This is a genomic window from bacterium (genome assembly GCA_030646995.1).
In the GTDB taxonomy this organism is placed as follows: Bacteria; Patescibacteriota; Minisyncoccia; order UBA6257; family WO2-44-18; genus JAUSKF01.
In genome coordinates, this window is the sequence record JAUSKF010000006.1 from 76170 (window position 1) to 100271 (window position 24102).

Here is a 24102-nt window from a genome sequence, read left to right on the forward strand (position 1 = left end):
CCATGATCGTTTGGTTTTTATTTGCGCTTTCTAACGCTTTTAGCTATTCGGCGCACAATGCTTATAGTAAATATGTAATTTCTTATTCCAAGCTTTCTAAGTCGGCCGTTATCTTTCTTTCTTCCTTGGTTGCCTCGATCGCTTTATTTTCCGCTGCCTACATTAATGGCATTCCCCAGTTAGATCGAACCTTTTGGATAGCGGTTGTGGTTACCGGCCTTATTAATTCCATCACCGCTCCAATGTTGTTACGCGCCTATCAATTGGGAGAATTTTCTCGAGTTTTTTCGGTGTCTCTTTTGACCCCAGTATTCTTATTATTTACGGCCTTTATATTTCTTGGAGAGATACCTCGTCCATTGGGAATTTTTGGAGTTATGCTGACGGTGGTCGGTTTGTGGTTTGTAGAAAGAGATTCTCGCAAGGAAGTAAAAAAAGAGCTTGCCCCGGAGGCGGGAAAGATCGATCGTGGAGTTTTACTAGCGATCGGCGTGGCCTTGCTTTCTTCAGTCACTGTTAATTTCGATAAATTGGCCGCCCAGCACTCAAGTGTGTTCTTCGGTCCGGCGGTGGCACTCGCAATCATGGCTTTTACTAGCGGTAGTTATTTGATGTTGATTGGAAAATTCCGCCCCTCGCATTTAAAGGGCATTGGCATGCAAGAGATTAGAGGCGTGATTTCTTTAGGTTTGATCGGTGCTTTAAGCAACGTTCTTTTCAATGTGGCGCTATTGATTGGTTTGGCTGTTTACACCATCGCCATTAAAAGAATGGGAATATTATTCGGAATTTTGTGGGGTTGGCTGTTTTTTAAGGAAAAAGATATTGCAAAAAAGCTGATCGGGGCGATGATTGCAATCGGTGGCGTGGTCTTGATACTCTTTAGCTAATGAATAGCGAAAAGATTTGGGAGAAAATTCAAAAAGGGGTATTTATAATCGCTGAAGTCGGCAAGAATTTTATCCAGACAGAAGAAGACCAGCCAGTTGGGGTTTATCTGGAGAATGCCAAGAGGCTCGTTGATGAGGCGGTGGCCGCCGGGGCTGATGCCGTAAAGATACAGACTCATAGCGTGGAGGATGAGATCCTGAATATCAATTTTGTCTCCCCGCATTTTCCAAATTGGAAGAGCGGCGATCGTTATGGTTGGGTGACCAGGAATACCAAAGGCACTCCGGTCAAGGAATTTTTGCTGCCATTGATGCAATATGCCAAAGAAAAAGGGATATTTCTTTTTTCTACACCGATGAGCCGAGGAGCGGCCAAAATTTTACATGAACAAGTGAACACCCAGCTTTGGAAGATCGGCTCCGGCGACATTTTGGATTTCGTAATGTTGGATTATTTGCGCAATACCGATAAGCCAATAATGCTTTCCTCCGGTATGAGTACTCTGGAAGAGGTGGAAAAAGCCGTGAACTTTTTGCGGGAGAAAAATCCGAGAGTGGCGTTGTTGCACTGTGTTTCCAAGTATCCCTGCCCGCCGGAGGATCTTTCTTTGAGAACAATGGATCTTTATCGAAGAAAGTTTGATATGCCGATCGGTTTCTCGGATCACTCAATTGGAATTGAGCCTGACATATTGGCGGTTGCAATGGGCGCTACTATTTTGGAAAAACACTTTTCGGTTTCCCGTGATGTCTGGGGTCCGGATCACAAGGTTTCTATGACCCCCGCGGAATTGCGCGATTTGGTGAGGGGCGTACGTGAGCTGGAAAATAATCCTGCTAAGAAAAAAGAAATTTTGGAAAGTGACTATGGACGCCGTGGAATGGGTGCCGAGGAGAAGGTGCTACAGGACGGAGAGACGGTTTTCCGGCCTTTGTTTCGAAAGGCGTTGATGGCTAGTCAAGATATTCCCCCTGGAATTGAAATAACAAAAGAAATGCTTTATGCCATGCGTCCGCAGGCGATGGCCGGCGGTTTGCCGTCGGAGAAGTATAAAGAAGTGTTGGGTAAGAAAACTAAAATTGCATTAAAAAAGTTTGATCCGATAACTATCGAAGTTCTTATGTAGTTGTTTCTGCCAATTATAGCAAGGAATGGCAGAAATCCGTTGTTGCCATTTTAGCTTAATTTCGGTATCATCTTGCTAGATTAATCCCCTTATAATTCATATGAGGGATTTCCTTGAAAAAAGGAGTTTAGAATGAAAGCGTTGCTTGTCGCGCATGACGTAGCGCCATCGCAGATTTTGGAAATGTTGGCGACGAATATGGAGAAGTCGGGTAGACATCTATGCAGGCGCTGTTTGGCGTTCGGGGTGGCTCCGGATCATCCGTTGGGCCTGGAGGAATTCAAGGAAGTCGATTTTGTTTTGATCGGCATGTCTTCTTCCGCAGTTTTGGCAAAGCAAGAGATCTTTGCCGCTAAAAACGCCGCAGAAAGAGGGATCCCCTTAGGGTTCGTAAGTGATCTTTTCGGCTGCTATAAGCGGCCTTGGTTGGCAGAATATCGGAAGCATACAAAGTTCGTATTTTTGCCGGTTGCACAAGAAGTGCGGGGAGCAAAGTTCCTTTTCCCTAATGCCGAAGTGATCTTTTCAGGAAATCCTTGTTGGGAAAAATATTTTGAGCCGGCCAATCCGGTCGAGGACACAAGGGGAGCGTTGGGTTTCGGAATTGATGACAAGGTTATTATGTGTTCTGGGGGCAAGGGTTTGGTATTGAATATGCTTCTTTACGGTGGAGTTATAGAGGCGGCGCATTTGCTGGATAAAAGATCACAAGAGGGTTGGCGCGTGGTCATTAATCTTCATCCAGGCGATCGAAGTGACCCCGAACTTTATTCTGGATTTGTTACTCATAGTAAGGTTCCGGTGAGAATAGTTCGCGCTCCCGAATTCAGCGCGCACAATCTCATCGCCGCGTCCGACCTTTTGGTGGCGCCGGCATCTAATACGGGCATTGAAGCCGCTTGCATGCGGAAGCCAGTCATCAACTACTTCACAGAACTTTATTTCAACGAAATGGAGAGTTACGACGGAATGAGGATTTGGCCTCCCTGCCAGATGGGTATCAGCTCGCAGGTTTCGAGCAATCCGAGCTCTCTGGCGAATAAGATCTTTGCCTTACTGGTCCACGGAGGCTATAAGCAAGAGATGTTGATTCGGCAGATGAATGTTTTCCCGGTAGTTGCTAACCCAGGCGAAGCTATAAAGAAAATTTGTCAGGCAATTGATTCCCTGGAAGGTCAATAGGTCCCCGATTTTCGGGGGCTTTTATTTTTCGATATTTTGCGCTACAATAACTTTTGTTATGTATCATCCCAAACTTGGCGTAATTGGTGTCGGATGGGTAGGCGCCCAGCTCAAACGATATTTTGAAGAATTTAAGGGCTACAAAACCGGCGTGGATCTGGTGACTTATGATATAGACCCGGCCAAATGCGTGGGCAATATTAATGATGCCGAGGTTATTTTCGTCGTCGTTCCGACTCCTCGTAGCCCGAAAGACGGCTCTTGTGATACTTCCATTGTGGAAAATGCGGTGAGTAAAGTGCAGGGGAGCAAGATAATTGTGGTGAAATCCACCATTCCTCCGGGCACTACTGCTCGCCTGCAAAAGCAATATCCGAATCACAAGTTTTTATTTAACCCGGAATTTTTGAGCGAGAAGACCGCTTGGCACGATATGTTGAACCCCGATCGCCAGATCGTTGGCTTTACCGAGCAGAGTATGGAAGCGGCCGGCCTTGTCCTTTCCTTGTTACCGAAGGCTCCTTTTATGTCCCCGTGGGGGATCAGCACTTATAAACACACCCGCATCAGCGCCACTGAAGCTGAAATGATCAAATACGCCGGCAATGTCTACTTCGCGCAAAAAGTTAACTGGGCGAATGCTTTGGCCAAGGCTTCCGAGAAGCTCGGGGCGGATTATGAAAACGTGCGGCAGGGAATGTCGGCCGACCATCGTATTGGCGATTCACACTTGGATGTTATTCATGGTGGCTATCGTGGTTTCGGCGGCTATTGTTTCCCGAAAGACCTCTCCGCTTTTATGATGTTTGCCAAAGAAAATGGCTTGAATGATGTCCATGATCTTTTGTTGGCCGCTTGGAAATTCAACGGCGACCTTTTGGCGGCCCAAGGATTGAGTTATGATGATGTCAGCCGTCACATCAGCGATCTTGAGCTGATAGAGAAAAAGAAGAAATCCGGGAGTAATCGCGAATAATGAATTCTAAAACTTTAGCCAACTATTACATCTGGAGCATAAAAGCTCTGGTTTTTATAATTCCATTTCTCTCCCTTTGGATCTCCACCTCAATGTTCTTTCCTTATATCACGGGGCGGAATTTTGCCTTCCGTATTTTGGTAGAGCTGGCGCTTGTCCTCTGGTTGGCCTTGGTGGTTTTGAAAAAAGAATACCGGCCGAAGATGACGCCGATGACGATTGCGATTCTGGCGTTCGTAGCGATTATTGGTTTGGCCAATCTGCTGGGCGTGGATCCGTCGGGCAGTTTCTGGTCTCGCTTGGAAAGAATGGAGGGCTATATGATGATCCTGCATTTGGCCGCTTATTTCCTGGTGATGACCAATGTGTTTCGGACCAAAGATGAATGGCTTAATTTCTTTAAAGCGTTCGTGGGGGCAGGTATTTGGGTTGGGGTGTATGGAATGTTGCAGGTGTTGGGCATCAAGGAGGCCATTCAGGGAGGTGGTTTTCGTATTGATGGAACCATTGGCAACCCGACTTATTTGGCGGCTTATCTGACGCTGGTAATAGCTTTGGCGATTATCTTATTCGCGAATGCTACATCCAAATTTTGGAAGTATTTTTACGGTTCCACGATCGGTTTCTTTTTGATGGTAATGTTCTTTACGGTCAGCAGAGGAGCGGTCCTTTCTTTGGTTATGGCCACCCCCCTGTTCCTCGTCCTTTATCTGATATTCAAAAAACCGACATCAGCAGGGGAGTTCAGAACTAGAAAGCTCGTAATTGGATTGTTGGTCGCGGTGATTGTGGTGCCGGCTACTTTGTGGCTGATGCGTAATACAAGTCTGATTCAAAGTAATCGAGCCCTTGCCCGCCTTACTTCTATTTCTTTCAGTGAACACACAGTTCGTTCCCGCGTGATGATTTGGGGTATCGGCCTTCAGGCCTTTAAAGAGCGTCCAATTTTGGGTTGGGGGCAGGAGAATTTTATCCAGGCCTTTTCTAAATATTTCAATCCCGGATTGTATGACCAAGAGCCTTGGTTTGATCGTCCCCATAATATTATTTTTGAATGGCTGGTTAATGGCGGAGTCTTTGGGCTCGCCTCCTACCTCTCTCTTTATGGAGTTTTGTTCTATTACATATGGAAGCTTGGGCGGCGCAAGATTTTTACGATTACCGAATCTATTTTGGTCCTAGTGACTTTGGTGGCTTATTTTTTCCAGAACCTTTTCGTTTTCGAAAACTTCAATACCTATGTGCTTTTCTTTAGCATTGCCGCTTTCTTGAATCGCTCCTATGAGGAGTCTATGCCCAAGCATAGCGTGGAGGACTTGGGTGATCGCCGCTCGCAATCATACGCGGTTTTAATCGCCGGGTTGTTGATCGCATCGGCGGTGATCTATTTTGCGAATATCAAGCCGATCGCTCAAGCTCGCGGAATTATTACTGCCCTGAAAGCTACTGTTTCCTCCGGCAATCCCTTGGCCAATACCCTTGCTGCCTTCAAAGCGGCGATGGCCAAAAATACTTTTGCTAAAGGAGAGACTCTAGAGCAGTTGGCGCGCGTGGCCGGGTTGCTTTTGGGGCAGGGTAATTTTCCCACCGAAGCGAAGCTTCCCTTCCTCCGGTACGCCGTAGATGAGATAGAAAAATACTTAAAAGACAACCCGAAAAATATCCGGCTACATCTGATGGCGGCTAATTTGTATCAAGGGGGTCGCACCCTAGACCCTTCATATTTTGGGAAATCTCGCGAGCATCTGGAGATCGCTCGCCAATTAAGCCCAACCAAGCAGCAGATTCTTTTCCTGCAAGCCGATAATTACTTGCTCACCAATGAGGTTGAGAAAGCCCTGGACGTTTTGGAGGAAGCGGCTTCGTTGGAGCCTACTTATCGGGACGCGCAGGTAAATTATGCTACCGTGGGAATTTTCGCGAACCGAAATGATGTCGTGGTAAAGGTGGTGGAGGCGATGAATCAGAACCGGCTCAACAACCCCGATCTTAAATTACATCCGGCTTTGTTCCATAACTTTATTAGTGATTTGGCGAAATTGTTTGATGTGTATATGAGAGTAGGTCAGCCGCAAAACGCCAAAGCGCTGTATAGCTATTTGCTCAAGCTGGCACCGGACGCTAAATTGCAGGGACTTGAAGCGCCTTATCAGGAAATCGTTAACCGTCTTAAGGGGCAGCTGTAGTTATCCACAGGCGACACTTGCGTTGATTTCAAGCGCCTCTTATAATTAAAAAGTCGTTTTTCATAATAAAAAAATTAATAAAATAAAAATGGTTTTTTCTTTTAATAAAAAGCAGGTCTTGTCGGTTGTGGCGTCAGTGATGGTGTCGGTTTTTGCGGTTACGTTGATGGCGTCGGCCGTCAGCTATATTAGTGATACTAGCGTGGGTGTAGCTACGGCCACTCCCGGCGCGGCGATGGGTGTGAAAGGAGGCGGCATTTTTGAGGGTCTTGTGTCCGCTGATTATTACACATCTACCTCAACCGGAAGTTCTTGGTTGTTGGGCGCTTTGGGAATCGGCACCACTACCCCGGGAGCCGCGATAAGATTGGGCGTGAAGGGAAATTCTGATCTCGCGGGCACCGTGGTTGTAGCAGATGTTTTAGAAGCTTCCTACTTGATTGCTACCTCAACCACAGCTACCAGCACGGTTGGGTTCGGTTTGACTGTGGATACTACCAGCTTGGTTGTTGATGCCGGGAGTAATGGAGTTGGCGTTGCCACCTCCACTCTTGCGACGACTGCCGCCGCCCTCAATGTCACTTTGGGTGTCGGCGCTGGAACTGCCAGCAGCACCGTTTATGTAGGTGGTGGTCCCACTGTCGGCGCGGAAATTATTTTGCGGACGAATAATGGAATTGATTGCGTTTCCATCTCCGCTAGTAGCTTGGACGTAGATGCGGATAACTCTATTGCTTTGATTGGCCGATTAATTGAGTGCCCGACCGAATAAAGTTTTTTAAGAGCTTAATAAAACTAATGAAAAAAGTTCTCACAACTTTATCGGTGCTTGCCTTGTTGCCATCCCTTGTAGCTTTTGCGGCATACAATTCAGTCACGCTTAATAGCGGAAGTTCCATCGTAGTCTCCGTTGGGGGAAGCAATCTTACTTTGTCTGTAGCGAACGGCGCGGTGGAAACTCTAGAAGTGCTCACATCTTCCATGACTGCTACTTTAGTTTCTGGGTCTAGTCTGAATATTGCTTCAACAGATCGGAGAAATTTTACCTACACCGTAGGAAGCGCGATCGCCACCTTTACTTGTGGTAGCTCCTCTTCGGAATTGAGCATCAGCTCTGCAGGCACCCAGAATATTACAGTCACTCCTGGGACCACTACCTGCACAAGTCCTGATGCTGGTGGAGGAGCTGGCGGTGGTTCTTCACCATCTCCGTCTCCGAGCCCATCTCCGTCTCCGTCTCCCTCCCCAGCTCCCGTCCCGACACCAACTCCTGTGCCACCTCCGGCCGTAGTTCCTGCTCCAGTACCGGGAGCGGCCGTGGTTGCCAACGTTCCGGCTGCGACCGTTGCCAACCCCTCTCCCGTGGCGCAGTTGGTTTCCCCGGTGTTTAATAAGAATTTGAGTGTTGGTTCAAAAGGAGACGATGTAAAGCGATTGCAGGAACTTTTAGCCACCGATAAAGAAATTTATCCTGAAGGGCTGGTTACCGGCTATCTTGGTAATTTAACTAAGGCCGCTATCCGGAAATTCCAGCTCAAGTATGGAGTTATTCAGAAAGCGACCGACCCTGGAAATGGAAACCTGGGTCCGAAGACAAGGGCGAAGTTGAAGGAGATATTTGGTAGCGGCACAGTAGCTCCGGCCTCTGGCGCACAAGCGACTTTAGACGCCCTAACCAAGCAGTTGAAAGATTTACAGGCGCAAGCTGCTAAACCAGCCCCTGCCCCAGTGCCAGTCCCATCAACTTCTGCTCAGCAAGCCCAGTTGGATGCTCTAGTAAAGATGTTGCAGGAACTACAAGCTAAAGCTGCTAAACCAGCTCCGGCTCCAGTACCCGTCCCATCCACTTCCGCTCAGCAGGCCCAGTTAGAGGCTGCGTTGAAAGCTTTGAAAGAGTTACAAGCTAAGGTGGCGGCTCAATAAATCTAAACAAAATCCCCCTAGACTATGGGGGGATTTTGTTTTATTATTCAGGCAACGAAATGAAAGGCGTCATATTAGCAGGTGGCTCGGGGACGAGGCTTTATCCGGTGACCCTGGAGACGCCGAAGCCTTTATTGACCGTGAATCGAAAGCCTATTTTAAACCATTTGCTTGGTTTTTTTGCCAAACATGGAGTAGATGAAGCCACGATTCTTATCAATAAGAACCATACCGAAGATTTCCAGTGGTGGCAGAAGCGTTATGAAAATGAGTTGGGAGGAAAGATAGAGTTAGCGGTAGAGCATGAGCCACTCGGCACTTTTGGCGGCTTGAAGCTTATCTCTGAAAAATTAACCGAGCCGTTCATTCTTTCAAACGGAGATGAGTTAAAAGATTTTGATCTGTCCGCGTTGATAGCGGCTCATAAAGCCAATTCCGCAAAACCAATGGCGACTATCGCTTTGGTGAAAGTAGATAATGCGCAAAATTTCGGGGTCCCAGTAATGGAAGGCAATCTGATTATGCAGTTTTTAGAGAAGCCAAAAGATGTGCAATCTAGCTTCGTCAGCTCAGGAATATACATATTAGAGCCAGAAGTATTAAAGTATGCTGATTTTTCCAAGGGATTTTTGATGATTGAGAAAGACATCTTCCCTAAATTGGCGAAAGACGGAAAGTTAGCCGGGCATAGAGTAGAAAATTATCGATGGTTTCCCTGCGATACTTTAGAAAAATGGGAGAAAGCTATTAAGGAGTGGTAGGGTTATTTGAATCGGGACAGTAGACCGAAGTAGAACTTAAATTGAGGCAGTATGGAGAGTTTATGGATCGAGTTCATTTTGCGCCAGATGAGGAAGTTGGTGATTATTTGGGTAATCAGGGTTGCGGCGGCGGCGCCGGCGATGCCCCAGACGGGGATTAGGAGGAAATTGAAGACTACGTTGCCTACGGCGGAAGCCAACACGAACCAGACAAAGCTCTTTTGCGCATCAAAGGCGAAGATGGCGTTGCCGATGAGCGTGGAGGGATAAACTATCAAAATTGTGAAGATAAGGATTCGGAAAGTGTTTACAGCCGGAAGATATTCCGCGCCGAATAAAATATTAATTATTGGGTGAGCAAAGATGAGGCTTAGGGCTACTACTGGGACAGCCAACAGAATCACTCCCGCGAGCGCTTTTTCCAAGAGACCGATCACTATTGCCGGAGCGATTTTCGCCATCCTTGCCATCATTGGAAATATGCTGGAAGCGAGTAGGGTCGGTAATACATAGAGTAATAAGACCGGCTTTTGGGCGGCTGCGTAATGCCCGACTTCCACGGCCGAGCGGAGCCAACCGACCATAATGATGTCGGTGTTTAAATTGATTGCGCCCATTAAACCCATAAGGCCAAATGGCCAAGCGGTGGAGAGAATGTTTTTTACTAAGCGGCGGTCAAAATTGGTGAAGAAATTTCCGATGTGGCGGCGCAAGACAAACCAAATAGCCAGAAGCCCAAGGCCGCTCCCGACGGCGTAGGCATAAGAAAGCGCGCGACTGGTCGGCTCAAAGATTAGAAAAGCAATTCCCAAAACCACGATAGCGAGGTTAGTGAATACGCCAATCAGGGATTCAATTTCCATTTTTTCCATCGATCGGCTGATTGCCGAGCCAAGATCGCGCAGGGTGTCGAAGGCGAATACGAATATCAAAATCGGCATAATCGCGGCGGCTTCCGGAATGTTAGTTAAGTATGGAAAGGCGATGGCGACCCCTGCAATCAAGGCAATGAGTAATGTTAATTTTGTCCAGAAAGCGGTGGCGATATATTTATTCTTCAGCTCCGGATTGCGAGAAGCTTCTTTCGTGATGAGGGCGTTGATGCCGATGTCGGAGAAAATAGTCAGGAAGGCGGCGACCCCTAAAGCGTAAGAAAAAGCTCCCCAGCTGGCCGCGCCAAGCACCCTAGCGGCATAGATGACGATTGCGGCGCGGAATAAGCGTCCGGTTATTTGGCCGAAGAATAACCAAAAGGTATTTTTGGCGATAGTCTGGCCGACAGAGCTGTTGTGCAGCAGAAAATTCAATATAAATTTAATCATTTGAGCTTATTCGCAATATTACCTTTTTAATTCGCATTATTAGCGATTACTCCATTATTTCAAGTTGGTAAAAAGATATTTGACTGTGCGGAGGAGAATGATGAAATCTAGAGTGAGAGATCGGTTCTTCAGGTAGTACATATCATATTGGAGTTTTTCATATGCATCTTCCACTGAAGCCCCATATTTATAGTTGATTTGCGCCCAGCCGGTAATTCCGGGGCGCACCAAGAGACGCAATTCAAAATAAGGAACGTCCCTTTTCAAATGAGATACAAATTCCGGCCGGTCCGGCCGCGGGCCGACAAATGAAAGGTCGCCGCGGATTATATTCAGAAGTTGAGGAAGCTCATCAAGATGAGTAGCGCGCAGTATTCTTCCCAACAGGGTTGCGCGTTGGTCGCCCGGCTTCGCCCATTGAGGCCCATTTTTTTCCGCATCCGCTTTCATGGTGCGGAATTTGAATATCATAAATTCTCTTTCGTTGCGGCCGCTACGATTCTGGCGGAAAATAGCGGGACCCCTTGAAGTGATGTAAACAAATAGTCCGAGGAGTAATCCCAGAGGCAGGAGGGCGAGCGCCATCAATGAGGCCAGAAATATTTCTATCGGGCGTTTGATGAATTCATAAATTTTATGGCTTTTAGCCAGATTTTCTAGGAACCAAACTTCTTCCAGTTCTGCGAGGGGCAGTTTTTGGAAAACTTTTTCATATAATTCCGACAAATCCAGTACTTCAATTCCTAAAATAAGATTTTTATATATCAGACGGGCGGCTTTCGAGTTCTTTTTGATGTGCGCCGGCACAACTATCAGGTTAATTTTATTAGCGAGAATAATTTGGGCGAGATGTTCAAATTCTTTATCTTGTAGGCCTTCTTTCATCCAAAACTTTGTTTCATACCCCAGCTGAGGATTCTTGGCGATGTGGCCCACAACGTCTTCCACGGTTTTGTTGTAGCCGATCATCAATACGCGGTTCTCCGGAGCGCCAGTGCTCAAAAAAGTATTATATAAAGTGCGCCAGATATAGTTGGCTAGACCGAATATGATGATTGCAGTGAAAAGATTGGTTTTAGGGGTGATGCCAAAAGCCGGTATGAAGTAAAAGAGCAAAGTGGCGAGTACTCCGTTTACTACCAGCAGAGTGATGAACTTCTTGTAGAAATCTAGGTCGTTCTTCAGGCTTTTCAGGTCGTAAAGCCCTCCTATATAGAAAGTAGTCAGCCAAATACCGAAAATAAAGGTAAACGGCCAAAAGTGAACATCTACGGCTTCTCTAGATAAGCCGCTATATCTGATAAACAGGGTGATAGCGAGAGAGGCGTATAGGATGAGAACGTCTCCCAGAAGGAGAGTGACTTGCTTAAGCTTTACACCTAAGTCCATTGAGCTTATATTATATAAAGTATGGAGGATAGTCAAAAACCAGGAAAAGACCTTTTATTGCCAGGGAGCATCCTTGTGGCAGCCTTTTTAATAGCCGGAGCTTTAATTTACAGCGTAGGAGCGCGGAATTTGGCTCCACAACCGGCTAATCTGGTGGCTACTGTGTCAGATAAAGATTTAGCTGACGACGATGTAGTATTGGGCAGTGTAGATGCACCCGTCACTTTGGTGGAATTCGGGGATTATCAATGCCCATTTTGTGGCCGGTTTTTTAGCCAGGTGGAGCCGAAGATCCGAGAGGAGTATATCAAGACTGGAAAGGTAAAAATGATTTATCGCGACTTTGCTTTCTTGGGTCCGGAGTCGGTGGAGGCTTCGATGGCTTCTCAATGCGCCGCCGAGCAAAAGAAATTCTGGGAATATCACGACGGGCTATATGCCGCCGAGGTTTCAGACGGCCGAGAACACAACGGCAATCTTTCAGAGATTTTCTTCAAATCGTTGGCCTCGTCTTTGGGGTTAGACCGCACACGATTTGATTCCTGCCTGTCTTCTAAGAAATATTTCAAAGAAGTAGAAAAGGATTATGCCGATGGATTGGCCGCCGGCGTTACCGGTACCCCGACCACTTTTGTGAACGGCAAAGCGTTATCGGGGGCCGTTCCTTATGAGCAGATTAAAGTAGCTATTGATGAAGCATTAACCGCTACGCGGTAAATTCTAAGTTCTAATGTCTAATTTCTAAACAAATAGGAATTAGAAATTAAAAGACTATGAGTATCCCAAAAGAAGTAAAATCTATCGCTGATAAGCTAGGCGCGTCAGGCTATCAGGCTTATCTTGTGGGTGGCTGCTTGCGCGACCTTTTGCTTGAGAATCCGCCGGCTGGCGGACCAAAAGATTGGGATTTGACCACGGACGCCGCTCCGGAAAAGATCCAGAAGGTTTTCCCCGACAGCGTTTATGAAAATAAATTTGGGACCGTAGGAATAAAGACCCACTCGGAAGATGCGACGCTAGCTCTTGTGGAGGTCACTACTTTCCGGAAAGAAGGGAAATACACCGACAAGCGCCATCCCGACGAAATAACTTTTGCGAAAAACGTGGAAGAGGATTTGTCGCGTCGTGATTTTACGGTCAACGCCATGGCATTTTCGTTGACTAACGACAAACAACCAACAACTAACGACGGGCTAGTAGATCCTTTTGGAGGAAGGGAAGATTTGAAAAATAAAACTATTCGAGCAGTTGGCGATGCGGCGGAGCGGTTTGAAGAGGACGCTTTGCGGTTGATGAGGGCGGTGCGGTTTTCTGCTCAACTTGGTTTTGAAATTGAAGAAGTTACTGCTCAAGCCATTAAGGCAAAGGCGGGTCTTTTGGAGTTTATTGCGAAAGAACGGATTAGGGATGAGTTTTGTAAATTAGTCATGACCAAGCATGCCAGCAATGGAATCAGGAAGATGGCCGAGTTGGGCCTGTTGAAGCATGTATTGCCGGAGTTGTGTGAAGGAATTGGTATGGACCAAAATCTGCACCACAAATACACTATTTTTGAACATAACGTACGAGCGTTGGAATATGCCGCAGAGCAAAAATTTCCTCTGTATCTTAGGGTTGCGTCGTTATTGCACGACGTAGGAAAGCCACAGTCGCGCGGCTGGAAGGCCAGCCCTCAAGGCACCCGCCTCAATAAGGGCGCAAAAGGAGAGTGGACGTTTTACCAGCATCAATATTTTGGTGAAAAAATAGCAATTGAAGCCTTAGATCGTCTGAAGTTTGCAAAAAAAGATATCGAGCAGATTGCTTTGTTGGTGCGTGAGCACATGTTTTCTTTTGACGCAGAGATTGGAACTCAACGGGGCGCTCGTCGTTTTGTGAGCCGAGTCGGCGCAGAAAATGTTGATGACTTGATGAAGTTGCGGGAGGCGGATCGGATTGGTTCGGGTACGGAGGTTGCCGTGCCGCAGAGACTGCGTAAGTTTAAGGCGACTATTGAGATTGCAATGAAAGAGCCGATTAGCGCGAAGATGCTTAAGTTAGACGGCAAGGATCTAATGAAAGTGTTGGAAATTGAGCCGGGGCCAAAAGTCGGGGCTATTTTAGCAGTTTTATTGGAAAAGGTTTTGGATAATCCGGCGTTAAATACTAAAGAAGGTTTGATGAAAGAAGTGGGAAGCTTAGGAAAGCTTAGTGATAAAAAGTTAGCTGAAATGCGAGAGAAGGCGAGCAAGGAAGCAGATGAGACGCAGGAAAGGATTGACCAAGAGGTGATGAAACAGTATGGTGTTAAGAATATAAAGAAGGTGAAATAGTCCGCGGGGAGTAGTATATCGGCAGTACACACGCTTCGGGTGCGTGAAGGCCGGGTTCGATTCCCGGCTCCCCGACAAAATAAAAGCAGGCCTTTTGGCCTGTTTTTATTTTGTTGCCGGGAATCGAACCAAAGCCGCACCCCGTGCAGGAAGGCAGTCCCAAAAGTCTAACGCGTTAGACTTTTGGGCGTCGGAAACCGAAGGTGTCCGAGACGGGGGTCGGGGTACGGCTGGTGTTCGACCGAGCTTTCGGGCTATCCAGCCGAAAGTGCAGGCTTGTTCCCTACGGCTCCCCGACAAACACAAAACCGGCGCATCATTGCGCCGGTTTTGTTTAAGTGTTAATTTACTAGGCGTTCATTGATATAGGGGAGGTTAGATGAAAGCGACTGTTTTCAATAACGTTTCTTTGATGTCCAGCGGGCCATATATTCGGGATCTTAAAATTGTGAATTTAGATGAAAGCCCTGAAGTAATTTTCGTCCGGTCCAAAGACCTCAAGAAGATTGATCTGCCTAAGTCTCTGGTGGCGATCGGCCGGGCTGGTTCGGGTGTGGATAATATTCCGCTTGATTGGTGTAACCAAAACGGCGTGGCGGTTTTTAATGCTCCCGGAGCGAATTCTAACGCAGTTAAGGAGCTGGTCCTGCTGGCGTTGGTGCAGGCCGCGCGTCCGGCGTTTCAGGCATCGGCGGAGGTCGTCAAAAACGATACGGACCCTGAAGTGCTTAAGAAGGGCTATAAAGGATCCGAGTTGGCGGGGAAGGCAATCCTAGTAATTGGCCTCGGTCAGATAGGGAAGAGAGTAGCGGAGATGTGTTATCACCTCGGAATGGACGTCTATGGCCACGATCCTTATCTTAATGAGCCCACCAAGATTTTGGGAATGAATTTCGTTCCGTTGGATGCGATTTTGCCGGATATTAATTACGTGACTTTGCATTGCGCTTTGACTCCTGAAAATTACGAGATGGTGGGCAAGGGTTTCCTTGCGGATATTCAGCCCGGCGCGAAAATTTTGAATTTCGCCCGTGGAGAATTGGTGAATAATCTTGAAATGTTGAAAGCTTTGCAGGATGGAAGAGTTGCGAAGTATATTTCTGACTTTCCGCCCAACTCCTCCTTTAAGTCTCAGATGTTGGAGACCGGCAGTGCTATGTTTTTTCCGCATCTTGGCGCTTCCACTGAAGAAGCTGAGGAGAAGGCGGCGATGCTTGTTGCCCAGAAAGCCAATTCCTTTTTGGAAGATGGGCTTTGTACCGGTTCGGTGAACTTCCCGGATATGCCTATGGAAAAAGTGCAGAGAGGCCGTATTCGGCTATTGGTGAGTAATTTGGATCAGCCCGAAATGATTGCGCGGATTACTAAGGCCGTTAGCACGGCGGAGCTGAATATTGGCTCGATGGTTAATAAGAGTCGCAATGGAATTGCTCTCAACTATATTGATCTCGATCTCCAGAACGCTGATGGCAGGTTGCTGGCGGCATCAGAGATCATTAAGGAGATTGAAGGAGTTACTAGGATTCGTGTTATTACCCCGTTTTAACTTCACAAGCCCCATGCTTACTGCCTGCGGCAAGTAAGTACGGGGTTTTTTATTTCCAAAACGGTTGTATAATACAACATATGAAATGGCTAAGCTGGGCAACCATGGGTTTGGGTCTTTGGCTGGTAGTTTCCCCGTTCGTTTTGGGATATTGGGAAGTTTCTTCAGCGCTTTGGAGTCAGATAATAGCTGGTGTTCTACTTGGTTTGATTGCGCTATGGCAAATAGTCGAAACAGAAGACGATAATATTTAAATATGGTAATTATCTATTCCACTCCGACCTGCGTCTATTGCAAGATGGCAAAAGATTTCTTCAAGAAAAATAATATTGAATATCAAGAGCATGATGTGGCCGCTGATATGAAAGCTCGCGAAGAAATGGTTCAAAAATCGAATCAGCTCGGAGTGCCGGTAATTGATATCGACGGCAAAATACTCGTTGGGTTTGATGAGCAGGAATTGCGTTCCGCTCTGAAACTTTAATATGTACGACCTGGTTATTATCGGAGGAGGTCCGGGAGGCGTAGCCGCCGGAGTTTATGCCGCTCGAAAGAAAATCAAATGCGCGATAGTGGTGGGGGATTTTGGCGGAGCTTCAAAAGTTTCCGGGGATATTCAAAATTGGATTGGCACGAAATCTATTTCCGGCTATGAGTGGTCAAAGGAATTAGAGGAGCATCTGCGCGCCCAAGAAGGAATTGATATTATTCATCCTGATTTGGTGGATGGGGTAGAAAAAATCAGCGAAGGTTTTTTGGTTGCCACCAAAGGCGGAAAAGCCTTGGAAACTCGAACCGTGTTGGTCGCGACCGGCAGTACCCGTAAAAAAATGGGTATTCCAGGAGAGAAAGAATTTGATGGTAAAGGAGTAGTGTATTGTTCGACCTGCGATGCGCCAATCTTCAAAGATAAGATAGTGGCGGTGGTTGGCGGGGGCAACGCGGGCTTAGAGGCGGTGCTGGATGCTCTGCCCTATGCCTCTAAAATTTATTTATTGGATCACAACGAAGCCCTGAAAGGAGACGCGGTGACACGAGATAAGATTCAGGCCAATCCTAAAGTAGAAGTTATTTTACAGGCGGAATCTATGGAAATTTTTGGCGATAAATTCGTGACCGGATTGAAATACAAAGACGGAAGCGGCGAAACGGCAGAGATTAAATTGGACGGCGTTTTTGTGGAGATTGGTTCTCGCCCGAATGTTGATTTCGTAAAAGACCTAGTGCAGACAAATGAATTCGGGGAGATTGTCATCGATCACAGAACTCAGGCTACTTCCCTGCTTGGCATTTGGGCGGCGGGGGATGTGAGTGATGTGTTGTATAAGCAAAACAATATTTCTTCCGGAGACGCCATTAAGGCAGTTTTGAACATCACTGATTATCTAAATAAGGAAATCACGCATCGAGAATACACAAAATAACCCATGCCCAGTGCTACAAAAAACAAATTTATTCAACTCAGGACATCGTTGCTCCGGAAAATATCTATGCAAAAGGTCAATCAGTCATTTTTAAAGTTGTAGCACCGGGATGCCCCCCAAAACTAATTTAATTAAGGTTCAACTCCAATACGCCTCCCAAGAATTTGAGCGTTTTATTAACTTGATCGTTGATTATAAATGGTGGATTTTGGCGGGAGTTATTTTATTTATCGGGTTAATCTACTGGCTCTGGCGTAAATAGAAAAGTTGTTTTGGTACGTGTACCAGACTAATAGAAATTAAGTGGAATGGTATAATAAACTTATGAACAAAAAAACGATTATCATGTTGGCGTTAGCGGTTGTTGTCGTTGGGGGCGGGTATTTGGTGTTTTCTGGCGGCAAACCATTAGAACAGCTTTTACCCGGGTTGACGCCTCCGCCATCCGCCCCTTCTGGCGGAGGCGGACCCGCTCCAGCCCCTAGCCCGACCAGCTCTAAGCCGATTCCAGGCGTTCCAGTAACTTCCGGCGGAACGGTGACGGTGGATATTAAAGGATTTGCGTTCGTGTCTTCGACTACTCGGATCGGCCCAGGCACGAAGATTATTTGGAAGAATTATGATGATGTTGCGCATAGTGTCGTTGGCCCAACTTTCCAAAGTAAGCTTTTGCAGAAGGGAGAAAGTTATTCTTATACTTTCAACCAGCCGGGCGTTTATTCTTACTTCTGCGGATCGCATCCGAATATGAAGGGCGAGATCGTAGTTCGCTAGTTTTACATCTAAAAAAAGAATTGCTAAGCTTCTAGCAATTCTTTTTTATGGCAAAGCTTTTGTATTGGGGGGTGGCGGTAGTATTTTCCGGAGTGCTGATTTTTGTTTCCGTTCAGCAGGGGTTATTTAGCGGGGAAGGAAAGTCGGGATTAACAGCTAATTTTCAGTTGGTGTCGGAAATCCCGATTAATGACAAAAAACTAACGACTAACGACTTACAACCCACAACCCCAAAACCGGTAATTAAAAAAATTGTCGCCGTTGCCAAGGTGATTGCGCCAGTACCCGCTTCGGTTTCCGCTCCGACCCCTTTCCGTCCGCCATCCGCCCCTTCTGGCGGAGGCGGATTCGCCCCGGTGCCGCCCACGAAAGTGATCTTGCCGGCCCCGGCTCCGCAATCTGCCCCAGTTCCGGCTCCCGCGCCTACTCCCGAACCGGCTCCTCAACCAGCCCCGGCGCCACAGCCCGCACCAGAACCTCCGCCAGCTGGCGGATCCGCTCCCGCGCCCGAGCCAACCCCAGCTCCTGCTCCCGAGCCAACCCCGGCCCCTGCGCCAGAACCCGCTCCAGCTCCTGTCCCCTCACCAGTACCACCTCCAGCGATAATTTATGCGCCATTTATAAGCGAAATTCTTTTCGATGCCGTGGGGACCGATAATGGCAAGGAATTCATCAAGATTTTCAATTCAAACAATACCGATTTTAATTTAGAGAATTGGTCGCTCAAGAACGGCGATAGTTCTCTGGTGAAGATTGGTTCCAAGCCGGAAGACGCGCTTGTGGTAAGAGCGAATAGTTATTTAGTGATTGGATTTTCAGGGAATACTTCCGCCGACATCACTCGCTCCGCCGTTCTGCCGAACGGAATTGCCACAGTATTTTTACTGGATGCAGATGGCGCGATGATGAACCAAGTTTCTTATGACGGAGCTAATTTTGCTGAAGGAGAAAGCTGGACGCGACCTTAAGGGGTAGGGCAAGAATTATTTACCTTGACCGTGGATAAGACTTTTTCGGTGACAATCTCGGTGATTTTACTCACCAATGTCGGATTCGTGCTGATTTCAGAGATTTCCTTAATGATTTCTTTAGTGCGGGCGATTGTTTTTACCGCCTCTTCCGGTTGCGGGGAAGATTTTATAATTGCCGACTCGAGCGATGCGAAATTGCTTTCCAGTTCTGCTAAAAGTTTGTCGCGCTTATATTCGGGGGTTGCGTAAATATCTTCAGCGGCTTTTTTTATTTCGGCCGGGATAAATTTTTGCTCATCGATGTAGGCGAGGCCACGTTCCTTGATATTGTCCGGGGCGAAATAGAAGGCCACTCCGGCGACGCTACCGAGGATAAGCAGCATAAATAGCAGTTTTATTAATCCCACAGCTTGATTATAACAGTTTTCTTGCTAGAATTTCTTTTATGTCTTATAAAATTTTAGCCGGTATAGTTTTGGCGGCAGTTGTCGGGGTTGGCGTGGCTTTGGTAGTAGGAGATTATAAAAAGGATTCAGTGGTCGTCGAAGCAGAAAACAATACAAATAATATGGAAAATAAAAACCCTCAAACGGCAATATTAGAAACCAGCCTAGGAAATATAAAGGTACAGTTTTATTCGAGCGACGCCCCCAAGACCGTGGAGAATTTTACGAAATTAGCGGGTGAGAAATATTATGATGGCTTGGTTTTTCATCGGGTCATTCCCGGTTTTATGGTGCAGGGAGGTGATCCGAATTGCACTCCGTCCAGAAGCTCCGGTTCTTGTGGCTCCGGCGGCCCGGGTTACAAATTTGAAGATGAGCTAGATCCGAATACGGCGTCTGCAAAAGATGGCTATAAGAAGGGAGTCTTGGCGATGGCGAATGCCGGCCCCAACACGAACGGCAGTCAATTCTTTATTATGGTGGCCGATGTACCGCTTCCGCACTCCTATACGATTTTTGGGAAAGTTTTAGAAGGTCAGGATGTGGCGGACAAGATAAGCAAGGTAACAACGGGAGCGGGCGATAGACCGGTAGATCCGGTAGTAATTAAGAAGATAGAAATTAGAAATTAAGAAATTAGAAATTTAAAAAACCGCCCTTCGGAGCGGCTTTGGTTCATCCTTCTTTGGTTAGCAGGGGGGCAACTTGATTTGTAAAAAATTCCCGAACTTTATTTTTCAAGGCGACTTCGTCGCTCTCATTGTTTTCGATTTTCCAATCAGCGCGCGCGCCGATATACGGGACATTTATTTCGGTCGGAGTATTTTCTATTGCTTCGAATTCTTCTATGGTCATTTTCTGATCTTGTGGGTCGCGAGCCCGCTCCTTGCTTCTTCGGTATCGCACTTCTTTTTCGGCGGTTATGTACAAAAGAATATTCCAAGTTTTTCTTCGAAGGGCTTCTTCGTCCGCGTGCAACCGGATACTATCAATCACTTTGATTGTGGTCTTGTCAGTTTCTAGCCTCCGGTACAATCCGGCAACAACCGTTCCTTCACCGAATTTTTCTTCCAACTCCTTAACCAAGGCAATCTTATTTTGTCTGCTAGTGGGGGCGCCGCAGCGATCCAAGATTTCCGCCAGCATGACCGAAGTGCTGAATCTATTGATGGTGAAAACAAAATTATCTTTCAGATATTCAGCAGTAACGCCGCAAAGCAGTTCCCAAAACTTCTCTTTCCCGGCGCATTGTTCGCCGACCAGGCCGATGATTACCCGGTTCATTTCAGCCTCCTTCCAGTGATGATTTTCAAGACTTCTGACAGGGATTTAACCACAAAATCGGGTTTAGCGGCAAGCAAGACATCCGGGGTGTTGTACCCATTGGTAAAAGCGATTGATGTGATTTTGGCCCGGCGAGATGATTCAACGTCACCGGCCGTATCGCCGATGTAAAAAGCCTTCTCGGGGGGAGTTTTGAATCTAATCAACATTTCTTGGAAAGCTTCGAATTTATCTCCCGCCCCACCCCTGATTTCATCAAAATGGCCACGAAGCGCTAATTGATCAGCTCTTTCATCCATTAATTTGAGATTAAGCGCACTGACAATTGCGGTCTTCATCCTACGTCGCCTGCATTCTTTGATGAGTTGAAGCGCACTCCTGCGAAGCCGCGGCCTAGATTCGCGCCAGCAGTTAATGGCATGAAGTGAGAAGATGCACTGAATTTCCATTTCAGAAATTTTCCTCGGGAGTCCTTGTTCGTAGTACCACTCAATCGGGACCTGAGGGGTGTTTCGGAAAAGTTCCAATGGGGGAGGCCGCACTTTATGAGTTTTGAATACTGCCGCCATTGCGCTATAAACGATATCCAGATCACTCACTAGGGTGCCGTTGAAGTCGAACATCGCTAGTTTGTACAATCAGCCTCCTCAATATTTCAATGAACCCCTATAATATATAGATGGTCGCGATTTTACACAACATTCGGAGCTTGCATAACGTGGGTTCTATTTTCCGTACTGCTGATGCGGCGGGCGTGGAGAAGCTATATCTTTGCGGAATTACGCCGACGCCATTGGATAGGTTCGGGGTAGTCCGTCAGCAGGTGGGGAAAGTTTCTCTGGGCGCCGAGAAAAGCGTGCCGTGGGAAAAGGTTGCTTCCACGAGCCGGCTAATCAATAAGTTGAAAAATCCGCCAGCTGGCGGAGGATATAAAATTTTCGCGCTGGAGCAGAGTAAAAAATCCATCCCATACAACAAAATCGGTGTTATCCCGCGGGATAACAGGGTGGCTTTGCTGGTCGGGCATGAAGTTAAGGGAGTGCCCGCGGCGATTTTAAAAAAAGCTGATAAGATATTAGAGATACCGATGAGGGGGAAGAAAGAGTCTTTGAATGTCTCGGTCGCCTTCGGAATAGCAGTTTTCAAATTACTTCATGGCTAAAATATTATTCCTCGGAGCTTTGATTTTACTAGTCTTAGCCATCGCGGCATTTTTGTTTATACCCAAAAAGATGCATAGCGAATTTCCCCGAGGCAAATTGGATATCGGCGGCGTGATTCTGAATGTGGAAATTGCTGATACGGCCGGCGCGCGCTCTATTGGTCTGTCGGGCCACGCTCCTTTAGCGGATAACGAAGGTATGTATTTTATTTTTCCTATTCCCGCCATTTATCCGTTTTGGATGAAGGGAATGATTTTTCCAATTGACGTGGTTTGGCTTAGAGGAGAGAAGATAGTGGGCATAGCCGAAAATGCGGCTGTACCAGGATCCGGAAAATTAGAAATCTATTCCCCGCCGAGCTTAGTTGATAGGGTTTTAGAAATCAATGCGGGTATGGCGAAGAAGTTGGGGTTAGTCGAAGGCGGAATGGTACGCGTACCAGACTTATAGAAATTAAGTAGAATGGTAAAATTAGTTAAATGATTGCTGTATTTAAAAAAGGAGACAATTTCACCGAAAAGTTCGGAGAGTTTTTGAGGCGCAATCGGGTAAACAGCGGGTTTTTCCACGGGCTGGGGGGATTCTCTAAAGTAGAAATTGCGTTTTATGATTTACGCACCAAAAAGTTTAATAAAAAAAAGTTTATCGGACCATTCGAGGTTTTAAGTTTAGTGGGCAATATAGCGCAGGGAGATGATGATATTGTCGTACATGCGCACGTTGTTTTGGGAGATAAGAACTTTAAAACTTTTGGTGGGCATTTGTTGAACGGTGTCGTGGGTGGGACTTTGGAATTGAATATATCTGAATCTGGATTGATGGAAAGGAAGTTTGATGACGAGACGGGGCTTAATCTGCTAAGATAATAAGGCTTTAAATATTTAAATGTTTAAATAATAAAAATATCCTCAATGGCAAAGATCGCAATCAATGGTTTCGGCAGAATCGGCAGGTTATTTTTTCGTCAGGCATTCGGGAAAAAGGGTTTAGATATAGTCGCCATCAATGACTTGGGCGACATTGAGAACCTGGCCTATTTATTAAAATACGATTCGGTGTACCGAATTTATGATAAAGAAGTTTCTTTCGAGAGAGATCCAGCGGCTCCGCCTCCGCCAGCCGGCGGATTGGGCGGAGGCGGTCATTTGATCGTGGACGGCAAAAAAATTCAGGTAATTCAGGAAAAAGACCTTACCAAATTGCCGTGGGGTGATTTGAAGATTGATGTGGTCGTGGAATCTACCGGCGCTTTTGAATCTTTTGAAAAAGCGGCTCCGCACGTTACCGCGGCCGGCGCCAGGCGTGTGGTAATTTCTGCTCCGGCTAAAGACGACGAGGGAGTTGCCGGAGGAAAAACTATTTTATCCGGACTGAACGAAGAAGATTACGGAAAATGCGTTGTTTCCTCCAATGGTTCTTGTACCACTAACGGCACCGCCCCTGTGGTCGCGGTAATGCACGAAGCAATCGGCGTCCAGAAAGCATTTTTAAATACAACGCATGGCTATACGGCAACCCAAAATCTAGTTGACGGGCCAACCAGGGGAAAAGATTTTCGGCGTGGCCGGGCGGCGGCAATCAACATCGCCCCATCATTCACCGGAGCGGCCATTTCCGTAACTCGGGGCATTCCTGATCTGAAAGGAAAATTTGATGGCGTCGCCTTGCGGGTTCCGGTTGCCACCGGCTCCATGGCGGTCGTGACCTTTTTGGCAAAAAGAAAAACTTCGGTTGAAGAGGTGAATGAAGCTTTCAAAAAAGCCGCCGCCTCTAAGCGCTGGAAAGGAATTTTGGGAGTTAGCGAAGATCAGTTGGTTTCTTCCGACACGATTGGCATGTCCTATGCGTCCATGGTTGACCTGCAATATACGAAAGTCGTGGACGGCGACCTGGTGGTGGTATTCTCTTGGTACGACAATGAGTGGGGCTATGTGACGACTTTAGTCGATCACGTTCAGAAGGCGGCGGCTGTTTAGATATGAAAATTTATCTCGGGGGCGACCACGCAGGCCTACAATTAAAAGAAAAAGTTAAAGCAGTTTTGATTGAATGGGGTCACGAAGTAAAAGACTGCGGCCCTTTTGAATATAACAATGACGATGATTATCCGGATTTTGTGAAGCTGGTTGCGGAAGCGGTGGCGAAAGATCCTGATAATAGCCGCGGTATTTTATTTGGCGGCTCCGGTCAGGGAGAGGCGATGATGGCTAACCGTTATAAAAAAGTCCGGGCGACGGTTTTTTACGGTGGGCCGCAAGATATTGTTGAGCTTTCTCGAGAGCATAACAACGCCAACGTTCTTTCGATTGGTGCTCGCTTTCTTGAAGAAAAAGAAGCTTTGCGTGTGATTAAGATGTGGCTGGAGGCGCCCTTCCCGGCAGAAGAGAGGCATAAACGTAGGATTGATAAGTTTTAGATTTTCTGTT

At 46.8% G+C, this 24102-nt stretch carries 28 protein-coding genes and 1 tRNA gene; 24 read left to right on the forward strand and 5 right to left on the reverse strand.

The annotated features are described in order from the left end of the window. The first annotated feature begins 2 nt into the window (after window positions 1–2). The 8 genes from Q7S83_03695 to Q7S83_03730 all read left to right on the forward strand — a co-directional run bounded on the left by Q7S83_03695 (window position 3) and on the right by Q7S83_03730 (window position 9045). Window positions 3–890 carry a DMT family transporter gene (locus Q7S83_03695; GenBank protein ID MDO8467213.1) on the forward strand — a complete coding sequence of 296 codons (888 nt, stop codon included), beginning with the start codon at window positions 3–5 and terminating at the stop codon, window positions 888–890. After that, entirely contained in the window at window positions 890–2017 is a 1128-nt protein-coding gene (locus Q7S83_03700) for an N-acetylneuraminate synthase family protein (protein MDO8467214.1), read from the forward strand. Before Q7S83_03695 ends, Q7S83_03700 begins: the two co-directional genes overlap by 1 nt. 132 nt (window positions 2018–2149) lie before the next feature. After that, a complete protein-coding gene (locus Q7S83_03705) occupies window positions 2150–3199 on the forward strand; it encodes a hypothetical protein (GenBank protein MDO8467215.1) in 1050 nt (349 codons plus the stop codon). A gap of 58 nt (window positions 3200–3257) precedes the next feature. Beyond that, window positions 3258–4175, forward strand: coding sequence for a hypothetical protein (locus Q7S83_03710; protein ID MDO8467216.1), 918 nt, complete (start codon window positions 3258–3260; stop codon window positions 4173–4175). After that, window positions 4175–6361, forward strand: coding sequence for an O-antigen ligase family protein (locus tag Q7S83_03715; GenBank protein ID MDO8467217.1), 2187 nt, complete (start codon window positions 4175–4177; stop codon window positions 6359–6361). The genes Q7S83_03710 and Q7S83_03715 overlap by 1 nt, the downstream gene beginning before the upstream one ends. An 88-nt stretch (window positions 6362–6449) precedes the next feature. Next, on the forward strand, window positions 6450–7133 hold the full coding sequence (locus Q7S83_03720; GenBank protein MDO8467218.1) for a hypothetical protein: 684 nt from the start codon (window positions 6450–6452) through the stop codon (window positions 7131–7133). A gap of 26 nt (window positions 7134–7159) precedes the next feature. Beyond that, a complete protein-coding gene (locus Q7S83_03725; GenBank protein ID MDO8467219.1) occupies window positions 7160–8284 on the forward strand; it encodes a peptidoglycan-binding domain-containing protein in 1125 nt (374 codons plus the stop codon). 59 nt (window positions 8285–8343) lie between these two features. Beyond that, complete coding sequence (locus tag Q7S83_03730; protein MDO8467220.1) at window positions 8344–9045, forward strand: nucleotidyltransferase family protein; 702 nt, start codon at window positions 8344–8346, stop codon at window positions 9043–9045. A gap of 2 nt (window positions 9046–9047) precedes the next feature. On the opposite strand, the gene Q7S83_03735 is transcribed toward Q7S83_03730, so the two are convergent. Together Q7S83_03735 and Q7S83_03740 are read right to left on the reverse strand one after the other, a co-directional pair. Continuing rightward, on the reverse strand, window positions 9048–10367 hold the full coding sequence (locus Q7S83_03735; GenBank protein ID MDO8467221.1) for a flippase: 1320 nt from the start codon (window positions 10365–10367) through the stop codon (window positions 9048–9050). A gap of 54 nt (window positions 10368–10421) precedes the next feature. Beyond that, window positions 10422–11756, reverse strand: a complete 1335-nt coding sequence (locus tag Q7S83_03740; protein MDO8467222.1) for an exopolysaccharide biosynthesis polyprenyl glycosylphosphotransferase — start codon at window positions 11754–11756, stop codon at window positions 10422–10424. A gap of 21 nt (window positions 11757–11777) precedes the next feature. On the opposite strand from Q7S83_03740, the gene Q7S83_03745 reads away from it, so the two are divergent. The 10 genes from Q7S83_03745 to Q7S83_03790 all read left to right on the forward strand — a co-directional run bounded on the left by Q7S83_03745 (window position 11778) and on the right by Q7S83_03790 (window position 18780). After that, window positions 11778–12473, forward strand: a complete 696-nt coding sequence (locus Q7S83_03745) for a DsbA family protein (protein ID MDO8467223.1) — start codon at window positions 11778–11780, stop codon at window positions 12471–12473. A gap of 56 nt (window positions 12474–12529) precedes the next feature. Beyond that, the gene (locus Q7S83_03750) at window positions 12530–14068 is read left to right on the forward strand and encodes an HD domain-containing protein (protein ID MDO8467224.1); all 1539 of its coding nucleotides are present in this window, start codon (window positions 12530–12532) and stop codon (window positions 14066–14068) included. 4 nt (window positions 14069–14072) lie between these two features. After that, a tRNA-Pro gene (locus Q7S83_03755) sits at window positions 14073–14143 on the forward strand. A 304-nt stretch (window positions 14144–14447) separates the two neighbouring features. Then, entirely contained in the window at window positions 14448–15614 is a 1167-nt protein-coding gene (locus Q7S83_03760; GenBank protein ID MDO8467225.1) for an NAD(P)-dependent oxidoreductase, read from the forward strand. A gap of 80 nt (window positions 15615–15694) precedes the next feature. Continuing rightward, window positions 15695–15868: an SPW repeat protein gene (locus Q7S83_03765; GenBank protein ID MDO8467226.1), complete on the forward strand. Its 174-nt coding sequence runs from the start codon at window positions 15695–15697 to the stop codon at window positions 15866–15868. Between the two features lie 2 nt (window positions 15869–15870). Continuing rightward, a complete protein-coding gene (locus Q7S83_03770) occupies window positions 15871–16098 on the forward strand; it encodes a glutaredoxin family protein (GenBank protein MDO8467227.1) in 228 nt (75 codons plus the stop codon). A gap of 1 nt (window position 16099) precedes the next feature. After that, a complete protein-coding gene (locus Q7S83_03775) occupies window positions 16100–17038 on the forward strand; it encodes an FAD-dependent oxidoreductase (protein MDO8467228.1) in 939 nt (312 codons plus the stop codon). 109 nt (window positions 17039–17147) lie between these two features. After that, window positions 17148–17300: a hypothetical protein gene (locus Q7S83_03780; GenBank protein MDO8467229.1), complete on the forward strand. Its 153-nt coding sequence runs from the start codon at window positions 17148–17150 to the stop codon at window positions 17298–17300. A gap of 62 nt (window positions 17301–17362) precedes the next feature. Then, window positions 17363–17812: a plastocyanin/azurin family copper-binding protein gene (locus Q7S83_03785; protein ID MDO8467230.1), complete on the forward strand. Its 450-nt coding sequence runs from the start codon at window positions 17363–17365 to the stop codon at window positions 17810–17812. 47 nt (window positions 17813–17859) lie between these two features. Then, a complete protein-coding gene (locus Q7S83_03790) occupies window positions 17860–18780 on the forward strand; it encodes a lamin tail domain-containing protein (GenBank protein MDO8467231.1) in 921 nt (306 codons plus the stop codon). Here the strand turns inward: Q7S83_03790 and Q7S83_03795 are convergent. Beyond that, window positions 18777–19166, reverse strand: a complete 390-nt coding sequence (locus Q7S83_03795; GenBank protein MDO8467232.1) for a hypothetical protein — start codon at window positions 19164–19166, stop codon at window positions 18777–18779. The two genes, Q7S83_03790 and Q7S83_03795, sit on opposite strands and share 4 nt — an antisense overlap. Before the next feature lie 62 nt (window positions 19167–19228). On the opposite strand from Q7S83_03795, the gene Q7S83_03800 reads away from it, so the two are divergent. After that, the gene (locus tag Q7S83_03800; GenBank protein MDO8467233.1) at window positions 19229–19861 is read left to right on the forward strand and encodes a peptidylprolyl isomerase; all 633 of its coding nucleotides are present in this window, start codon (window positions 19229–19231) and stop codon (window positions 19859–19861) included. A gap of 43 nt (window positions 19862–19904) precedes the next feature. Here Q7S83_03800 and Q7S83_03805 read toward each other — a convergent pair whose 3' ends face one another. Together Q7S83_03805 and Q7S83_03810 are read right to left on the reverse strand one after the other, a co-directional pair. After that, complete coding sequence (locus tag Q7S83_03805) at window positions 19905–20513, reverse strand: hypothetical protein (protein MDO8467234.1); 609 nt, start codon at window positions 20511–20513, stop codon at window positions 19905–19907. Beyond that, entirely contained in the window at window positions 20510–21136 is a 627-nt protein-coding gene (locus tag Q7S83_03810) for an HAD family hydrolase (protein ID MDO8467235.1), read from the reverse strand. The genes Q7S83_03805 and Q7S83_03810 overlap by 4 nt, the downstream gene beginning before the upstream one ends. 56 nt (window positions 21137–21192) lie before the next feature. On the opposite strand from Q7S83_03810, the gene Q7S83_03815 reads away from it, so the two are divergent. From Q7S83_03815 to Q7S83_03835, 5 genes are read left to right on the forward strand one after another with little or no spacing between them, the layout of a single operon-like run. Continuing rightward, entirely contained in the window at window positions 21193–21675 is a 483-nt protein-coding gene (locus tag Q7S83_03815) for a TrmH family RNA methyltransferase (protein ID MDO8467236.1), read from the forward strand. After that, a complete protein-coding gene (locus Q7S83_03820) occupies window positions 21668–22126 on the forward strand; it encodes a DUF192 domain-containing protein (GenBank protein MDO8467237.1) in 459 nt (152 codons plus the stop codon). Before Q7S83_03815 ends, Q7S83_03820 begins: the two co-directional genes overlap by 8 nt. Before the next feature lie 29 nt (window positions 22127–22155). After that, window positions 22156–22542, forward strand: a complete 387-nt coding sequence (locus Q7S83_03825; protein ID MDO8467238.1) for a DUF296 domain-containing protein — start codon at window positions 22156–22158, stop codon at window positions 22540–22542. Window positions 22543–22587: 45 nt separating this feature from the next. Beyond that, window positions 22588–23652, forward strand: coding sequence for a type I glyceraldehyde-3-phosphate dehydrogenase (locus Q7S83_03830; protein MDO8467239.1), 1065 nt, complete (start codon window positions 22588–22590; stop codon window positions 23650–23652). Between the two features lie 2 nt (window positions 23653–23654). After that, window positions 23655–24092 (forward strand): RpiB/LacA/LacB family sugar-phosphate isomerase, encoded by a 438-nt coding sequence (locus Q7S83_03835; GenBank protein MDO8467240.1) that lies wholly within the window; start codon window positions 23655–23657, stop codon window positions 24090–24092. Window positions 24093–24102 lie beyond the last annotated feature (10 nt).

Excerpts from the sequence above, each read along its gene's own strand:
- Q7S83_03695 (MDO8467213.1), top strand. The coding sequence starts at position 3 with ATGATCGTTTGGTTTTTATTTGCGCTTTCTAACGCTTTTAGCTATTCG.
- Q7S83_03700 (MDO8467214.1), top strand. The coding sequence starts at position 890 with ATGAATAGCGAAAAGATTTGGGAGAAAATTCAAAAAGGGGTATTTATA.
- Q7S83_03705 (MDO8467215.1), top strand. The coding sequence starts at position 2,150 with ATGAAAGCGTTGCTTGTCGCGCATGACGTAGCGCCATCGCAGATTTTG.
- Q7S83_03710 (MDO8467216.1), top strand. The coding sequence starts at position 3,258 with ATGTATCATCCCAAACTTGGCGTAATTGGTGTCGGATGGGTAGGCGCC.
- Q7S83_03715 (MDO8467217.1), top strand. The coding sequence starts at position 4,175 with ATGAATTCTAAAACTTTAGCCAACTATTACATCTGGAGCATAAAAGCT.
- Q7S83_03720 (MDO8467218.1), top strand. The coding sequence starts at position 6,450 with ATGGTTTTTTCTTTTAATAAAAAGCAGGTCTTGTCGGTTGTGGCGTCA.
- Q7S83_03725 (MDO8467219.1), top strand. The coding sequence starts at position 7,160 with ATGAAAAAAGTTCTCACAACTTTATCGGTGCTTGCCTTGTTGCCATCC.
- Q7S83_03730 (MDO8467220.1), top strand. The coding sequence starts at position 8,344 with ATGAAAGGCGTCATATTAGCAGGTGGCTCGGGGACGAGGCTTTATCCG.
- Q7S83_03735 (MDO8467221.1), bottom strand. The coding sequence starts at position 10,367 with ATGATTAAATTTATATTGAATTTTCTGCTGCACAACAGCTCTGTCGGC.
- Q7S83_03740 (MDO8467222.1), bottom strand. The coding sequence starts at position 11,756 with ATGGACTTAGGTGTAAAGCTTAAGCAAGTCACTCTCCTTCTGGGAGAC.
- Q7S83_03745 (MDO8467223.1), top strand. The coding sequence starts at position 11,778 with ATGGAGGATAGTCAAAAACCAGGAAAAGACCTTTTATTGCCAGGGAGC.
- Q7S83_03750 (MDO8467224.1), top strand. The coding sequence starts at position 12,530 with ATGAGTATCCCAAAAGAAGTAAAATCTATCGCTGATAAGCTAGGCGCG.
- Q7S83_03760 (MDO8467225.1), top strand. The coding sequence starts at position 14,448 with ATGAAAGCGACTGTTTTCAATAACGTTTCTTTGATGTCCAGCGGGCCA.
- Q7S83_03765 (MDO8467226.1), top strand. The coding sequence starts at position 15,695 with ATGAAATGGCTAAGCTGGGCAACCATGGGTTTGGGTCTTTGGCTGGTA.
- Q7S83_03770 (MDO8467227.1), top strand. The coding sequence starts at position 15,871 with ATGGTAATTATCTATTCCACTCCGACCTGCGTCTATTGCAAGATGGCA.
- Q7S83_03775 (MDO8467228.1), top strand. The coding sequence starts at position 16,100 with ATGTACGACCTGGTTATTATCGGAGGAGGTCCGGGAGGCGTAGCCGCC.
- Q7S83_03780 (MDO8467229.1), top strand. The coding sequence starts at position 17,148 with ATGCCCCCCAAAACTAATTTAATTAAGGTTCAACTCCAATACGCCTCC.
- Q7S83_03785 (MDO8467230.1), top strand. The coding sequence starts at position 17,363 with ATGAACAAAAAAACGATTATCATGTTGGCGTTAGCGGTTGTTGTCGTT.
- Q7S83_03790 (MDO8467231.1), top strand. The coding sequence starts at position 17,860 with ATGGCAAAGCTTTTGTATTGGGGGGTGGCGGTAGTATTTTCCGGAGTG.
- Q7S83_03795 (MDO8467232.1), bottom strand. The coding sequence starts at position 19,166 with ATGCTGCTTATCCTCGGTAGCGTCGCCGGAGTGGCCTTCTATTTCGCC.
- Q7S83_03800 (MDO8467233.1), top strand. The coding sequence starts at position 19,229 with ATGTCTTATAAAATTTTAGCCGGTATAGTTTTGGCGGCAGTTGTCGGG.
- Q7S83_03805 (MDO8467234.1), bottom strand. The coding sequence starts at position 20,513 with ATGAACCGGGTAATCATCGGCCTGGTCGGCGAACAATGCGCCGGGAAA.
- Q7S83_03810 (MDO8467235.1), bottom strand. The coding sequence starts at position 21,136 with ATGTTCGACTTCAACGGCACCCTAGTGAGTGATCTGGATATCGTTTAT.
- Q7S83_03815 (MDO8467236.1), top strand. The coding sequence starts at position 21,193 with ATGGTCGCGATTTTACACAACATTCGGAGCTTGCATAACGTGGGTTCT.
- Q7S83_03820 (MDO8467237.1), top strand. The coding sequence starts at position 21,668 with ATGGCTAAAATATTATTCCTCGGAGCTTTGATTTTACTAGTCTTAGCC.
- Q7S83_03825 (MDO8467238.1), top strand. The coding sequence starts at position 22,156 with ATGATTGCTGTATTTAAAAAAGGAGACAATTTCACCGAAAAGTTCGGA.
- Q7S83_03830 (MDO8467239.1), top strand. The coding sequence starts at position 22,588 with ATGGCAAAGATCGCAATCAATGGTTTCGGCAGAATCGGCAGGTTATTT.
- Q7S83_03835 (MDO8467240.1), top strand. The coding sequence starts at position 23,655 with ATGAAAATTTATCTCGGGGGCGACCACGCAGGCCTACAATTAAAAGAA.